Here is a 14,034-nt window from a genome sequence, read left to right on the forward strand (position 1 = left end):
CCTCTTTATCAAGACAGGGGAAGCTGAAAACGTATACCCGATCGCGCATGCCACAAAGCGCCCCAACCGCGTTGGGACGCTCTGCTCATTCTGTATGCCGCTTCAGGATTTGACTTCCTAGACCTGAACCGACTTGTAACCGAGCTTGCCGATAATCTCCGGCGTAATATACAGCGATCCTTCTTGCAGCAGGCTATTGCCGCTGTTCAGCACGACCGACTTGCTTCCGTTCGTAACCTTGAACCGGTAATCGGGAGCCTTCGCCTGCAGCTTCGCTATGCTCCAGCCGAGGCTCTCCGCGAGCGGCTTCAGCGGAATGCGCATCCGCCCCTGCTCCTCGAACGCGACAGGCACGCCGACCTTCGCCTCGTCAAGCACCACCGTATAAGCCGCACGGACCTTCACCGGCAGCTTCTCGACCGGAATCGCATCCAGGTCGAAATCCTCGGGCAGATCGGCCGTCGCATCTCTTGCTTCCGCCGGCTTCGGCAAATACGTCTCCGCTTCCGCCCAATCCTTGATCGGCTTCGATACGCCCTTGCTTAAGTCATACAGGAACAGCGGCCGCTCCGGCTTGTTCTCCGAGTAGACGATCAGGCCGGATTCCGGATGAATCCCCTTCAGATTGCCGAGCACCACTCTTTCCGTCTTGCCGTTCGCCGGATTATAGACGAGAATTTCTTCCTGCTTCGCTTTCTCGCTGATATGGCTGTATACGATGCGGTTGTCATGCAGCCAGGTGGCCTGCGCGTATTGATTCGTCCGCAGCCATTCCTTCGTTGCGCCGGTTTTGTTGTTTTTCAACAGATAGCTGTATACCGCTTTTCTTCCGCCCTGCTCGCCGGTGACGGTATATCGGCGCTGATGCAGGCCCCATTCCCCGTTCGGCGAAGGCTCGAACCATTTGCCCTTCACCACTTCCTGATCATTCGGGTCGAAGGCATACTGCATGCCGCCTAGCACACTGTCCTGATATGTAGTGTCCAGCAGAGGCTCGTTCTGTTCCGCCTCCGTAACTATGCGGCGAATCTTCTCGTCCCATTGCTTCCATTGCCCATCCGTCGTCTTGACGACGACGCGCTGATCGAAGCCTTTGTCGTCTGTCCGTGTTACGTTATAATAGATCGCTCCGGTATTCGGATCCCGGAACGCCTCTTCCGCAGAATAGTTGCCGGCTGCCCCGGCGATCGTAGGGAGGCTTAAACCAAGCAGAATTCCCCATGCCCATAACGTTGCTTTCATCCATCTTCAGCTCCTTTATGTAAAATAATACGCGTCACCCTCCGATCAGTTTCTGAATCTTTGACAAAAAGGATGACACGCCATTTACTATTTACCCGTCACAAACGCGACAGAAACATCCGCCCGCAAAAAAAATCAAGCTTCTTCATACAGGCGCCGCCTCCCTAGCCCATAAAAATAGGGGCTGTCCCATCAGCAGTGTTTCGCTTCAGTGATGAGACAACCCCCTCATTCTCCAAGATTGGCTTGCAGAAATAATGCAAAAATACAGCATTCCATTATGAGGTGTCGCCCGTGATAGGGAATCCTGCAAAAGTCAGAGTGTTGAGAAAGTCTATGTTAATTACCCATTCACCGCGTTAATTTGGTATAATGTTCTTATCATAATCCATGGAAAGCGCGGTGTTTGTATGCTTTACACGAATGATCCCAACCCACAACTGGACTATGAACTGGTTTGTCTTGAGCATATGGTTGCCCCTGATCACTTGCTTCGTCATATCGATAAACATATTGATTTTACCTTTATTTTGGACCTTGTGCGTCCTTACTACAGCGAGTCGAACGGCCGACCATCTGTGGATCCCATTGTGTTCTTTAAAATGCTGCTGATCGGCTACTTGTATAACATTCGCTCAGAGCGAGAACTGGAGCGAGTCGTCAACGATTCCCTGGCTTTTCGGTGGTTCTTACGGCTCGGGCTTTCCGGCAAAGCGCCTGACCATTCGATCTTTAGCTGGAACCGGAAAAATCGGTTTAAGGATACTACCATCTTCCAAGATATCTTCGATAATATCGTTCAGCAGGCGATTCAGCACAACATGGTGGGAGGTCGGCTGCTCTTTACCGACTCCACGCATATCAAGGCAAATGCCAATAACGGACGGTACGAGAAACGAGAAGTCACTTGTACGCCTTATGAATATCTCCAAGAGCTGGAGCAAGCCGTGAATGAGGATCGGGTCGCTTTTGGAAAAAAGCCACTGCCTCCCAAAGAGGAGGCCGAAACCAAGGAACAAAAAGTTAGCTTAACAGATCCGGAGAGCGGAAACCTGAATCGGGATGGAAAACCGGAAGGGTTTCATTATTTAGATCACCGCACCGTAGATCATAAATACAACGTGATTACGGACTGCTACGTTACGCCTGGAAATGTGAATGATTCGGTTGTTTATGTAGATCGTCTACTACATCAAATAGAGAAGTTTGGCTGGGAAAAGTCGCTGGAGGCCGTTGCACTCGACTCTGGTTACATGACGGCCTATGTTTGTTACCGTACGAACAAATTAAACATCACGGCAGTTATTCCAGAGCGTTCGACCCGTGAACACGGTGTATTTCCCAAAGAGAAATTTCATTATGATGCAGAAAAGAATGTTTTTATCTGTCCAAACCAGCAAGAACTCACGTACCGCACCACAACACGAAAAGGATTCAGAGATTATAAATCCGATCCCAAACAATGCGCTGCCTGTACATTATTGAGCAAGTGTAACGAGAACAAAAATAAACAACGCACCATACAACGGCATATCTGGGAAGAACACAAAGAGAAAGTAGTTCAAAACTTCCAGAGTGAGAGCGGAAAAGCCGTTTATGCCCTACGCGCCCAAACCATTGAGCGAAGTTTCGCGGATGCCAAAGTGCTCCATGGACTTCGCTATTTCCGGTTTCGGGGAAGAGACAAGGTGCAGGAGCAAGTGCTAATGACAGCCACTGCACAGAACATAAAAAAGATAGCCACACATCTCGCCAGAAGGGCGGGGTAAAGCAAAGACCCCATCCCCCCTCCATTCTCTCTCATCAAACACCACTTTTTCCCAGCGAAATGATATTACATTGATATTACTTCGTAAAAAACAGGGGTTTTCCAACAGCCTGAAAAGTGCAGGAATTTCAGGCTTTGCCATAGATAGAAAGCAAAAGTCGGCGAGAATAATGCACTTTTACACTAGCATTGCACCAAACCTGACATGAAAATATATTTCTCATTAATGACTTTTTCTTCAATTTATTGATCGATTATATCTGGTAACTCATAAAAAAATCTCCTAATGTTGAAGGATAGGCATGTTACCCAATCCCTCACCAAAAGGAGAAATAGACCATGGGTAATATACCAGATCAGACCGTCATTTGTAAATGCCTAAATTTGATTCAGCTCTCGGACGACGAATTCCCAATCTTCAATTATCGACGAAAGTTTACACTCGTGAGAGCGATCAAACTACTCATTGATGCTCAATTGAATAAACGCACGGACCTCGAAGATATCTGCAACGCGTTGCGTGCGAACGAACAGCTGCAGCAGGCGATCCACTTGAAATCCATTAGCGCTTCCCAACTCGTACGTACACTCAGAGCGTTGCCTTTACCGGTGTTGCAGCAGCTATGGATTCAAGTGACACAACGTTTGCAACAACTTTATCCGAAGCAGGGTATCCCCGGCATCGGGAAACTGAGCATTGTCGATTCAACGGTACTTACACTCCCTGATGTCGCTGGAAAATGGGCCTACTGCTCGAAACACAGCAACGGGGTAAAGATCCACACCAAACTTGCTGTTTGCGACCCCGATACCGTCTATCCCGAAAACATTGTTTGTTCCACACGAGGCGTTGCTGACAGCGAAGTGGCTTTGGATCTGGTGATCGATAAAGATGCCATTCATGTTTTGGATCGCGGGTACATCACATATGGTCACTATAAGCAGTGGCTGGATGATAATCTACGCTTCGTGGCACGCATTAAGAAAAGCAACAAGACGGCGATCATCTGCGAGCACGAGATCGATGAAACGACGCCTGTGGTGCGTGATGCTGACGTGATCGTGAGCTACAAGGATGAAGAAGGCCATGTGATAGAAGCCCAGCTCCGGTTAGTGGAGTATACCGATGAGAAGAACCGCCAGTACCGTGTGCTTACGAATGTCTGGGATAAGTCCGCAGCCCAAATCTGCGAGACTTATCGGCGCCGCTGGATGATTGAATTATTCTTTAAATGGATGAAGCAACATATGAGCTTAGTCCATTTGTACAGTTTCCATCCAGAGGCAGTATGGAACCAGATTTTTTTAGCCTTCATCGCATATGGTTTAGTCATGTTGGTCCGGAAGGAGGCTGACACCACTCAAACGCTATGGTCATTTCTAAAGCTGCTTCGGGTCTATATGAATAAAACGTGGGATCAATTTTTGATGGCACTGCACCGCAAACCAACCAAGCACTCGAAGGGCAGGCGGAAGAAACGAAAGGGTGGTCGACCACGAAAACACCCAAAGCAATGTAAGACCGTTAAAGTGGTGATTAAATAGGTAATAATGGCATATTAACATTTGATGGTAACATGTTCCTATGGTTTAGGAGGAGATCGACTTTTGGCTTTGCTAGGAAAAAAGAAACTGTAAATATATATAAATAATGATTATTAGTTCCGTATCTGGAGTTTAAAGTCTTCTTCATGTCAGGTTCTATGCAACGCTAGTGGCACTTTTACAGGAATTTAATCAAATACGGCCACAAAGAGCGTAAATTCCTGCACTCACGCAGGATTTCATTTCACCAGCTCCGTCACACAGCCTCGTCTCAACCTGCCCATATTCCGCCGCTTTCCTTCCGCCGTCTTCCTGCCTCTATATTATCTGTACATCCCGCCTTGTCCCGTATCCTTGCGCACTGCCTATAATGGGACAGCCTCAATGATACGACAAAGCTCCCTCTCACGCTTTCTGTCATGCTTAGCGGTATGCGCTTCGTCCGGTTCCCGGTACCCATGCTAAGCGGGTCGCGCCTCGTCCGGTTCCCGGTACGCTCTTAACGATTCATCGATAATGGCCTGGATAAAGGCATCATCGATCTCCGGAAGCAATGACACCGCATATGCCCAGGCATTCTCTTCGATCCGGAGCGCGATCCGCCGGATATCCGCCGGGGTGCCGCCCATATCCATCGCCGCGGACAGCCTCTCCAGTTCGGCGTCCGCGGCATGGCCGAGCTCATGGGCCACGACGACGGCAAAATAATTCTCGGCCCGGTCAGGCGAGCCGAATAGCTGGACGCACTGCGCCGCGATGACTTCAGAGTACAGCGTAATCGTGCCGGAATTCAGGCTTTACTTGCCGCCGACAAGACGATGTCCCGGGAACCGCCGCTCAATCGAGATCGTCACCGGCAGGCCGGAACGTTCTAAGCAGCCGCCCCGCGATCTGCTCCATTCTCTCCTTTTCCAATGCTCTTCCCCGTCTCCTTTTTCCGCAAGCTGCACCCAATTATAAGTCAACGGCCGTCAAAATCAAGCCGCCATGAGAACCAGGGCGAATCACAAAAATAAGTAGAGCGGAATGAACAGCACCGATGTAATGAGGCCGGCCAGCCCCATCGCCAAGCCGCTGAACGTGCCCTGCATCTCCGATTCGGCCAGGCTGCGGGAGGTGCCGAAGCCATGCGCGGCCGTTCCCATCGCCAAGCCAAGCGAGACATTGTCCTTGATTCCGGTCCGCCGGAGGAACAGCATCCCGAACATGCTCCCGATGACGCCCGTGAAGACGGTGAAGACCGCTGACAGCTCCGGCATGCCGCCGAGCGTGCGCGAGATCTCCACGGCGATCGGAGAGCTTACCGACTTCGGAAGCATGCTGAGCACGACGTCGCGCGCCCCATCGAGACTGACCATCAGCGCCGCCACGCTGACGACGCCGACAAGGGAGCCGCATGTAATCGAGAGAACAATCGCCTTGAACTGCCGCTTCACGATATGCCGGTGCTTATAGATCGGAACCCCGAGCGCGACGGTGGCCGGCCCGAGAAGAAGCGACAGCATATCGGCGCCCACCTGATAGTCGGTCAGCGGAATGCCGCCGATCCAGAGGAATCCGATTAGGACGACGGAACAGAACAGAATCGGATGCACCCAGGATACCCGCGAATGGACCAGCCGGGCCAGCGCATAGACGACGATGGTGGCAGCGATGCCGAACAACGGTTGATGCGACCAGATCACATCGGTCATGCCGTCTCCCCCTTCCCGTTCACTCGGACTTCCTTGCGGGCGGGCTTCTGCAGCTTCGCGGCGGTGAAGCCGGTCACCCACAGGACGAGCAGCGTGCTGCCGACAATGCCTGCCGCAATGCTCCATCCATGCGATTCCAGCACCGGAAGGAAAGCGATGACGCCCACGACATAAGGAATGAAAAACAAGAGCATATGGTCAAGCAGGAACTGGGCCGACTGCTCCACCCATTCGAGCTTCACCCAGCCGAAGCCGAGCGAGATCAGAAATAAGATGAGACCAATGACGTTCCCCGGAAGCGGCAGATGAAGCAGCGCATGCAATCCGGTCCCCACAAGATGAAAACCAAGCAAAATCGCAAATCCAAGCATACAAAACCACCCTTATAAAGTTTACCGATGATATTCTTTTCCTTACCATTGTAGCAAAGCGGGCCGGTGCCGCCCAGGGCCGGATGCAGGCGGAAAGCGGCTTTGTAAGCGGTTTTCTCCATTAAAAAAGACCGGGAGGCGCTCCCAGTCCTTTTGAGTGATTTTCATAAAGGTTTCATGTCCTGCCGCGGGACGGTCCCTTGCGCACCTGGCTCAGCGATCGCGTGATGCGCCATATCGTCCAGTTCATCTGCCGCTGCTTGAGGAAAGCGATATATTGCGGCTCCCAGACGACCGGCCCGAACGCTTCCCACAAGGCGCGCTGCTGCAACAGCGGGTACAGATCGCGAACGCGGCGGAATATCGCGGTCGCGGCCCGCTCGGACCAGAGGCGCGGGGCCCGGTTCGTCTCCACATGGGAGAGCGGAACGAGGCCGGATACGAGCCGGGTGCAGTGATGGCGCTGCCCCTGCCGCAGCAGCAGCTCGCGGAGTTGGCCGAGCGGCTCCTCATGCTCGGGCCGCGCCACGCTGAATCGGGTACGGATATCCTCCACGATGATCGCCTTCCCGGCCGGATGAATGCGGTAGACCGCGTATCCGATGCAGCGATCCGGTTCGCCATGCAGCAGCAGCAGCCGCAAATCCGGATCCTCGGTCGACAGCAGGCGCCGGAGCGAGGCCAGATAACCCTGGGGCACCGCCTCGTACTGATGCTGGACGACATGCGTCAGCTCCCGGAGGCGCTGCGCATCAAGCGGCAGCGGCAGCAACTCATGCGGGGCATTGGGCAGGCTGATGCGGCGGTCAGGAATCTCGAGGCGCGCGCTCTCCCCCATCTTGAAAAAATCATTGCCGAAATCATGCAGCATCGGCATCTCTTCCACGCCGGCCTGCAGGAACACGATATCCAGGCCGTAGCGATCCGCCTGCTCGTACAGCTCGGCGAGCGAGAGCTGCATCGCTTCCGGATGGCGCCGCGACGGCGGGCATCCGAACAGAATCGCTCGCCGGTTCCGGATCAGGAACGGAAGCGGAAGCTTGCCGGTGCTGGCATTGAATACCCGCTTGCCGGGCAAGCGGCGGTACAGCCAGCCGTTCGGCCCCTGGAGGAGCGCATCATCCTCCGGAATCCAGGCTCGCCCGAGCGGCTCCCGCAGATGGCGCTCGAAGGCGAAATAAGCGATCGAATACAGGAGCAGCGCGGTCGCCAGCCCCGTCAGCAGCGTCGTCGTAAATTGAGCGTAGCTCAATGTCACGCTTGCATACGCCGGCTCGAGATGAATCTCGCCGAGCAGATAGCCCATAAGCGCGTAACTGAGCAGGAACAGGGTCATCAAGATGCCGGTGACGAGGATCGTCGCCTTCGTGAGCGGGTAGCGGTACCGGTTGAACTGCGAACGCAGCAGCACGAGGACAAGAATCATCCCGGCCAGCCACAGCGTATGGCGAATCGTCGTTCCGAGCAGGAATGTCAAGACCGTACATAGGCCGAGCGACAGCAGTGTCACGATATAGGCGCGGATCGTCCGTTCGAACAGCCCCTTGAGCATAAGCATCATCAAAATGCTCGCCCCCAGCACGATTCCGTTCACCAGGGGATAGAAATCGCCGTGATCGCCGTAGATCAGCGGCAGCAGGAACGCGCTCCGCTCCCATTCCGGCACGGTGAGCGTGTAGAGAGCCAGAAAAAACGAGGTCATGAACATCAGAATGACGACCGACCAGGAGGAAAGCGAATTCCACAGCGAGCGCTGGATGAACCAGAAGATGCTTCCGGTCTCTATGTAGGAACCGATCGTCGGATGATCCTCGAACCGCTTCACCGCCACGCCGCCGAATTCGAAGGCGGCGAAGATAAGCCCCAAGGCAAAAGGAATGAAATAATAGACAATCCGGTACAGCAGCAAGGCCGTAAAGACGGTGCTGTCACCTACCCCAATCGCCTGCAGCCCGATGAGATACGTAATATCGAAGGTCCCGAAGCCGCCGGGAACCATGCTGATCAGCCCGGCGATCGCGCTGACGGTGAACACGCCGATCACCTCGTGATACGTGACGTCGCTGCCCAGCAGATATAAGATCAGGTAGGCGACCGATCCCGCCGCCAGCCATTCGGCGAACGAGACGATCGTATAGTACAATGTAATCTTGGCATTGGCATGCCGCCGGCCCTTCCATTGCGAGAACAGGATATACGCCGGGAAGAACAGCGCCACCCCGATCAGCGTGATCCAGAGCCACCCTTTGACGGCGAGCAGACTGTATGCGGGAAAAGCGCCAAACATCACGAGAATGCCAAGAATCGACAACCCGCTAATCATCGATGGAGCCATCCAGGCGATCGCCAGCAGCAGGCGCCCCACTTCACCTACCGACTCGCGGTAAAGAATCGTCCGCACGCCGACCCCGGCTATGCCGCCGAAGCCGAAGATGCCGTTGAACGTGTTGGCGATCCAGGAGACGCGGAATACCTTCCCCCAGCGGAACGGCACCCGGATGGAGCGCAGCAGCAGCACATCATAGAAAAACATGCAGGATACGGCCAGGCCGCCGGCAACAATTAATCCCGTAAAATAATCCCCGGACAACAAACGGATCGCATGCAGCGATTTTTTGATTGAGAAATGAGCCAATTCCTTCTGGCCCTGGAAGATGACAAACACAATAACGGCGATCGGGAACACAATTTTTAGGATATGCATCAGCCTTTTGTTCCGCAGCAAGGCTTGCGCGCGCAGCTTGATCGAATTCATCGTGTTCCTCCTCCCGGATTATAGTTTACATAATATATATTATGTTATTAGATAAGTGTGAGGCCGATCCGGTGCGGAGTATTCATCGCTCTGTTCCTTTTCCGTTATTTCCATCATGCTCGATTTGCGCTCCCTTCATTCTTATATAAGGAAGCAAACGCTCGACCGCTTCCTGCTTCTGCTTGTCGGAGACATGCGTGTAGACCGTCGTCGTCTGAATCGAGGCATGTCCAAGCATATCCTGCACGGTGCGGATATCCGCGCCGCTTCGAAGCAGCAGGGTCGCGAACGAGTGGCGCAGCTTGTGGCAGGAATAGGAGCGCCCGCGCCCCGGTGTTATGACGCCCTCTTCCGCAGCCAATCCTTCGAACGCCTGCTCCGCGATATATTGAATGTTGCGGATGGACAACCGGCGTCCCTTTTGTGAGATGAACAGCGCTTCCTCGCCCGCTCGCCACGGCGTCAACCGCTCGTCCAGGGCGAGCTGGAGCTGCTCCGCTACCGCAGCCGGAAGCGGAACGGTCCGCCATTTGCGCCCTTTCCCGAGCACCTCCAGCGTCTGCCGCTCCGGATGATAATCGCCCACATTGAGCCGGTGCACCTCCCCTACCCGCAGGCCGGCATAGGCCATCAGCATCAAAATGGCGAGATTCCGATTATAATATTTTCCCTTCGCATGCGTCAGCACCGTCTGGAGCTGCTCCGGCTCCAAATAGACGGGGGCCCGGTTCATCTCCGTCTTCGATTTCTTCACGCCGAGCGCGGGATTGACGGTTGTCCATTCCAGCTCATTCAGCGCCCGGTAGAAGCTGGTGAGCGCGCAATGCTTGCGGTTCCGGGTCGCATCGCTGACGCCGGAAGCCTTGACCTGCGCGAAAAAGGCCAGCACCTGCATCTTCGTCACTTCCTCGACGGGCTTGCCGTTCAGCGTGCGCAGGAATTGCCTCACGTCACCTATGTAATTGCGCTGCGTGTATTCGGTATACCCCGCATTGGCCATCCACAAACGGAATCCTTCCAGGGGCTCTTCATACAGCGCGGTTAGTTCATGACGGGTCAGATTCATTGCTGATCCCTACTCCTTTATCGTCATTCCGCAGCGTCCAAATAACTGCGTATAATGATTATTATACGCAGTTTCTGTTCAGAAGCGCAAACTTCGGCTGGCAAAGACAAAGGATTATGAACTTCCGGGCTCTTTTTTTCCTTTTTACGATCAACCTTTACTTTTTTTTCAATAAATCAACAATTGAACAAATAGGAATGCTGATGCGCATGCGATTGTTATCTTTTTCTAATTATTGTGACACACTAACGATATAACCCCGGTTACACACAAGGAGGTCACAATGAAAAAACTTGCGTTCGTATGTATGCTGGGAAGCGCTCTGCTCATCAGCGCCTGCGGCTCACAAGCGGCATCCGCCGAAGAAAAGGCGCCATCGGCCGATGTTAACATTATCAACGGCAAAGGCGAACAAATCGGAACGGCCAAGCTTGTCCAGATCGGAGACAAGGTGCAGATTACGCTCCAGGCCCACAGTCTGCCGCCAGGGCCCCATGGCTTTCACTTCCATGCGGCTGGCCGATGCGAAGGGCCGGATTTCAAGACCGCGGAAGCTCACTTCAATCCGAAGCACACGCACCACGGCTTCAATAATCCAAAAGGGTTCCATGCCGGCGATCTGCCGAACATCGAGGTCGGCGCAGACGGCAAGGTCCAGGTTACGCTCTCGACGACCGCCGTTACGCTTGTGCAAGGCAAGCCCAACTCGCTTATTCGTCCGGGCGGCACATCCTTGATCATTCACGAGAAAGCGGATGATTATGTTACCGATCCGGCCGGGGATTCGGGAGACCGCATCGCCTGCGGAGCCATTAATTAACGAACCCGCTTATCAGACAGACCACGAAGGCGCATCCTCAACGATGCGCCTTTCGTATCTGCCTGCCTCTCTTCTTTATCAGCCGCGATTCAGAGCCTCAGCTTGCAACCTTGCAGATCCGCACTGATCCTCACGAAATCTCTGTTTTTCTTCAGGTGGCATACCACCTTGCCAGCCGTTCTTGCTTCCAGTCGCCGGGCATAAAACTGCCGCCCCCTCGCCTCCGCCTTCATCTCACGAAGCAGCTTGAGGTACGGCGCGGAATGGGGCGCGGGGAACCACGGAATAATTTCGGCATAGAGAAGCCGGCAATCGTTCGGACACAGCCGCGACTTCATCGAATAGGCGAATGGATAAGCAGCAAGCTCGCTCCACAGCTTCTCCCATGAATTGCAAGTAATCGGATAATAGGCAAATTCGATCCACCCGTCCCGCGTCAAGGTCGTCTCCCCGTCATAGAACACGAATGCATCTCCGGGTTGAACAAGGCCGGAATACACTTTCGCCCATTCTTTTTCCCGCGACTGCTCCCGGCGAACGGCATGCCGCATGTTTGCGAAGCCTTTCATTGACATCCCCTCTGACTGTCGGATCCTTTTCCGCCAATATCCCTTTCCTACAGAGATAACAATTCAACGAACGCAAGCGGGACATTGACGAACCAGAATTACGGCTCACGATATCGGGGTGCCGTCCGATGCGGCTTTCATCTTTAGAAAATCATTCAGAATTTCTTCAGAGGGATCTTAACTCTATCGGATACGATAAGAGCATCAAGAAGAGGAGGAAGAGTGCGGCCGGACTCACTTCCCATTCTTTGAGCAGGGAATGCTTGCTTGGATGAACCCCGCTTGTTCGGGGAACCTTAGGATACATCAGACAGGTTAGGAAGGGATTGTTATGAGAGAAAAGACAACTTTGACCCCATACAGGCCATTGCTCTGGATGCTCGCCATCCCCGTGCTGAACATTTTTTACGGAATTCAGAATCGGCCCGGGCCGCGCACGTACTCGCTGTCTACCGGCTGGGATGACCGCATTCCTTTCGTACCGGCATTCATCATTCCCTATATCAGCTGGTATCCCTTTATCATTCTCACGCTGTTTTTTATGTTCCGCCGACGGCCCTCGGTCTATTATCGAACGCTGCTGGCGCTCTGTCTTGGACTTGTCCTTTGCTATTTGACCTACTTTTTCTTCCAGACCGTGGTAGCGCGTCCGGACGTTGAAGGCACGGGCTTGTTCGATACAATGGTCAAAATCATCTATTGGACGGATAGGCCGTACAACTGCTTCCCCAGCATCCATGTCCTGACGAGCTGTCTTATGTACCGAAGCTCGTTTGTGTTCCGTCCGAGGACGCGCCATTTCGTCCGCTTCACCGCCGTGGTCATTATTTTGTCCACGCTGTTTGTGAAGCAGCATGTAATAGCCGATCTATTCGCCGGCTGGTTCGTCGCCGTCTTCACCTACTGGATGGCCGGGATCATCCTCGCCTCAGCGGCGAACTACCGGGAATTACTCAAGAAAAGGAGACAAGAGCCATCATGATACACGAAAAACAGTTATTTTTGCAAAAATTCATTCATCAGCCAAAGCAAATCGGCAGCATTATTCCCAGCTCAACGCTGCTCGCGCGCACCATGACCGATGCCGTTCCGTGGGAGCAGGTGCGGTATGCGGCGGAGCTCGGCGCCGGCACGGGGGCCATTACGGATCGTATCCGGCAGGTTGCGGCTCCTTCTGCGAAGGTGTTTTTATTCGAGCAGGATCAGAGTATGCGCGAGCTGCTGGCCAGCAACTATCCCGCTTTTTTATGCTATCCGAGCGCGGAAGAGATACTGCCGCTCATCGGCAAGCATGGCGTCACTCATCTGGACTGCATTTTGAGCGGCCTGCCCTTCTTCAATTTCCCGCAGACGATGCGCGATCAGATCCTCGGCCAGATCGAAGCCTCGCTCGCTGCCGGAGGATGGTTCGTCGCCTTTCAATACTCGCTTCAGATGAAAAAGCAGCTCTCTGCGCGCTTCGAGATCGAAGATATGAAGCTCGTTCTGCTCAACCTGCCGCCTGCCTTTGTATACGTGTGCCGAGCCAAGGGAAATCTCCATGAATGCTGATCTTCTGCTGCATTGGATCGGGCACTTCGGCTATACCGCCTTGTTCTTCGCGCTATGGCTCGGCATCGTCGGAATGCCGATTCCCGACGAAGTGATCGTCATGACGGGCGGAGCCGTCTCGGGAATGAATATTCTTCTCCCGCTGCCCGCCTTCGTCCTGACCTATCTCGGCGTCGTGTCCGGCTTGTCGGTTGGATTCATGATCGGGAGAGGCATCGGCGTCCCGATTCTGGAGCGGCTGCGGCGCAGAAGCCGGTTGGAGCGTTATCTTGAGGTATCCGAGAGCTTGATGCGGAAATACGGCAGCCTCGCGATCTGCCTCAGTTATTTTCTTCCCGTCGTCCGGCATATCGTCCCGTACCTGGTCGGCGTGAACAGGATGACATACAAGCGTTACGCCCTGTATGCCTATTCGGCCGGCTTCGTATGGACCTTGCTGTTCTTCAGCATGGGGCGGGCATTGGGGAGCCGGGTGGAAGCCATCGGAGAACTGCTGTACCGATACGGCCTCTATGCCGCGGCTTTGATCATCATTGCAGGGGGCGCGTATTGGGTCGTGAGGCAGTCCCGGAACAAGAGGTTGAGTGAGCCAGGCGGTTAAAGGCTAGTGTGAGGAGCCGAACGAGAGGCGCCCGGGGTCCGCTAAAAAGCGC

14 protein-coding genes are annotated in these 14,034 nt (G+C 53.8%); 6 read left to right on the top strand and 8 right to left on the bottom strand.

Annotated features, from left to right (window positions below; translation table 11 throughout):
• Positions 1-117 precede the first annotated feature (117 nt).
• The gene (locus tag OCY70_RS18425) at positions 118-1,242 is read right to left on the bottom strand and encodes a hypothetical protein (protein ID WP_213430089.1); all 1,125 of its coding nucleotides are present in this window, start codon (positions 1,240-1,242) and stop codon (positions 118-120) included.
• A gap of 410 nt (positions 1,243-1,652) precedes the next feature.
• Here OCY70_RS18425 and OCY70_RS18430 point away from each other — a divergent pair, with 410 nt between their 5' ends.
• Both OCY70_RS18430 and OCY70_RS18435 read left to right on the top strand, forming a co-directional pair.
• Complete coding sequence (locus tag OCY70_RS18430) at positions 1,653-3,011, top strand: IS1182 family transposase (protein ID WP_261945084.1); 1,359 nt, start codon at positions 1,653-1,655, stop codon at positions 3,009-3,011.
• A gap of 338 nt (positions 3,012-3,349) precedes the next feature.
• Positions 3,350-4,555 (top strand): IS4 family transposase, encoded by a 1,206-nt coding sequence (locus OCY70_RS18435; RefSeq protein ID WP_261944829.1) that lies wholly within the window; start codon positions 3,350-3,352, stop codon positions 4,553-4,555.
• A gap of 461 nt (positions 4,556-5,016) precedes the next feature.
• On the opposite strand, the gene OCY70_RS18440 is transcribed toward OCY70_RS18435, so the two are convergent.
• The 6 genes from OCY70_RS18440 to OCY70_RS18465 all read right to left on the bottom strand — a co-directional run bounded on the left by OCY70_RS18440 (position 5,017) and on the right by OCY70_RS18465 (position 10,441).
• Positions 5,017-5,247 carry a hypothetical protein gene (locus OCY70_RS18440; RefSeq protein ID WP_249725032.1) on the bottom strand — a complete coding sequence of 77 codons (231 nt, stop codon included), beginning with the start codon at positions 5,245-5,247 and terminating at the stop codon, positions 5,017-5,019.
• Between the two features lie 105 nt (positions 5,248-5,352).
• Entirely contained in the window at positions 5,353-5,520 is a 168-nt protein-coding gene (locus OCY70_RS18445) for a hypothetical protein (RefSeq protein WP_249725034.1), read from the bottom strand.
• 39 nt (positions 5,521-5,559) lie between these two features.
• On the bottom strand, positions 5,560-6,249 hold the full coding sequence (locus tag OCY70_RS18450; RefSeq protein ID WP_197258159.1) for an LrgB family protein: 690 nt from the start codon (positions 6,247-6,249) through the stop codon (positions 5,560-5,562).
• Positions 6,246-6,620 (bottom strand): CidA/LrgA family protein, encoded by a 375-nt coding sequence (locus tag OCY70_RS18455; RefSeq protein ID WP_213428104.1) that lies wholly within the window; start codon positions 6,618-6,620, stop codon positions 6,246-6,248. Before OCY70_RS18455 ends, OCY70_RS18450 begins: the two co-directional genes overlap by 4 nt.
• A gap of 175 nt (positions 6,621-6,795) precedes the next feature.
• A complete protein-coding gene (locus OCY70_RS18460) occupies positions 6,796-9,375 on the bottom strand; it encodes a flippase-like domain-containing protein (RefSeq protein WP_213428105.1) in 2,580 nt (859 codons plus the stop codon).
• A gap of 82 nt (positions 9,376-9,457) precedes the next feature.
• Entirely contained in the window at positions 9,458-10,441 is a 984-nt protein-coding gene (locus OCY70_RS18465; RefSeq protein ID WP_213428106.1) for a tyrosine-type recombinase/integrase, read from the bottom strand.
• Positions 10,442-10,724: 283 nt separating this feature from the next.
• On the opposite strand from OCY70_RS18465, the gene OCY70_RS18470 reads away from it, so the two are divergent.
• The gene (locus tag OCY70_RS18470) at positions 10,725-11,261 is read left to right on the top strand and encodes a superoxide dismutase family protein (RefSeq protein WP_213428107.1); all 537 of its coding nucleotides are present in this window, start codon (positions 10,725-10,727) and stop codon (positions 11,259-11,261) included.
• An 89-nt stretch (positions 11,262-11,350) separates the two neighbouring features.
• Here the strand turns inward: OCY70_RS18470 and OCY70_RS18475 are convergent, their stop codons facing one another.
• The gene (locus tag OCY70_RS18475) at positions 11,351-11,830 is read right to left on the bottom strand and encodes a hypothetical protein (protein ID WP_213428108.1); all 480 of its coding nucleotides are present in this window, start codon (positions 11,828-11,830) and stop codon (positions 11,351-11,353) included.
• Between the two features lie 331 nt (positions 11,831-12,161).
• Between OCY70_RS18475 and OCY70_RS18480 the strand changes: the two genes are divergently transcribed.
• Genes OCY70_RS18480 through OCY70_RS18490 form a run of 3 tightly spaced genes read left to right on the top strand, consistent with a single transcriptional unit; the run spans position 12,162 to position 13,982 of the window.
• Positions 12,162-12,812, top strand: a complete 651-nt coding sequence (locus OCY70_RS18480; protein WP_213428109.1) for a phosphatase PAP2 family protein — start codon at positions 12,162-12,164, stop codon at positions 12,810-12,812.
• The gene (locus OCY70_RS18485; protein WP_213428110.1) at positions 12,809-13,381 is read left to right on the top strand and encodes a class I SAM-dependent methyltransferase; all 573 of its coding nucleotides are present in this window, start codon (positions 12,809-12,811) and stop codon (positions 13,379-13,381) included. Before OCY70_RS18480 ends, OCY70_RS18485 begins: the two co-directional genes overlap by 4 nt.
• Positions 13,371-13,982, top strand: a complete 612-nt coding sequence (locus OCY70_RS18490; protein WP_213428111.1) for a DedA family protein — start codon at positions 13,371-13,373, stop codon at positions 13,980-13,982. Before OCY70_RS18485 ends, OCY70_RS18490 begins: the two co-directional genes overlap by 11 nt.
• The last annotated feature ends 52 nt before the right edge of the window (positions 13,983-14,034 follow it).

The organism is Paenibacillus melissococcoides (genome assembly GCA_944800085.1).
Lineage (GTDB): Bacteria > Bacillota > Bacilli > Paenibacillales > Paenibacillaceae > Paenibacillus_B > Paenibacillus_B melissococcoides.

Excerpts from the sequence above, each read along its gene's own strand:
- OCY70_RS18425 (WP_213430089.1), bottom strand. The coding sequence starts at position 1,242 with ATGAAAGCAACGTTATGGGCATGGGGAATTCTGCTTGGTTTAAGCCTC.
- OCY70_RS18430 (WP_261945084.1), top strand. The coding sequence starts at position 1,653 with ATGCTTTACACGAATGATCCCAACCCACAACTGGACTATGAACTGGTT.
- OCY70_RS18435 (WP_261944829.1), top strand. The coding sequence starts at position 3,350 with ATGGGTAATATACCAGATCAGACCGTCATTTGTAAATGCCTAAATTTG.
- OCY70_RS18450 (WP_197258159.1), bottom strand. The coding sequence starts at position 6,249 with ATGACCGATGTGATCTGGTCGCATCAACCGTTGTTCGGCATCGCTGCC.
- OCY70_RS18455 (WP_213428104.1), bottom strand. The coding sequence starts at position 6,620 with ATGCTTGGATTTGCGATTTTGCTTGGTTTTCATCTTGTGGGGACCGGA.
- OCY70_RS18460 (WP_213428105.1), bottom strand. The coding sequence starts at position 9,375 with ATGAATTCGATCAAGCTGCGCGCGCAAGCCTTGCTGCGGAACAAAAGG.
- OCY70_RS18465 (WP_213428106.1), bottom strand. The coding sequence starts at position 10,441 with ATGAATCTGACCCGTCATGAACTAACCGCGCTGTATGAAGAGCCCCTG.
- OCY70_RS18470 (WP_213428107.1), top strand. The coding sequence starts at position 10,725 with ATGAAAAAACTTGCGTTCGTATGTATGCTGGGAAGCGCTCTGCTCATC.
- OCY70_RS18475 (WP_213428108.1), bottom strand. The coding sequence starts at position 11,830 with ATGAAAGGCTTCGCAAACATGCGGCATGCCGTTCGCCGGGAGCAGTCG.
- OCY70_RS18480 (WP_213428109.1), top strand. The coding sequence starts at position 12,162 with ATGAGAGAAAAGACAACTTTGACCCCATACAGGCCATTGCTCTGGATG.
- OCY70_RS18485 (WP_213428110.1), top strand. The coding sequence starts at position 12,809 with ATGATACACGAAAAACAGTTATTTTTGCAAAAATTCATTCATCAGCCA.
- OCY70_RS18490 (WP_213428111.1), top strand. The coding sequence starts at position 13,371 with ATGAATGCTGATCTTCTGCTGCATTGGATCGGGCACTTCGGCTATACC.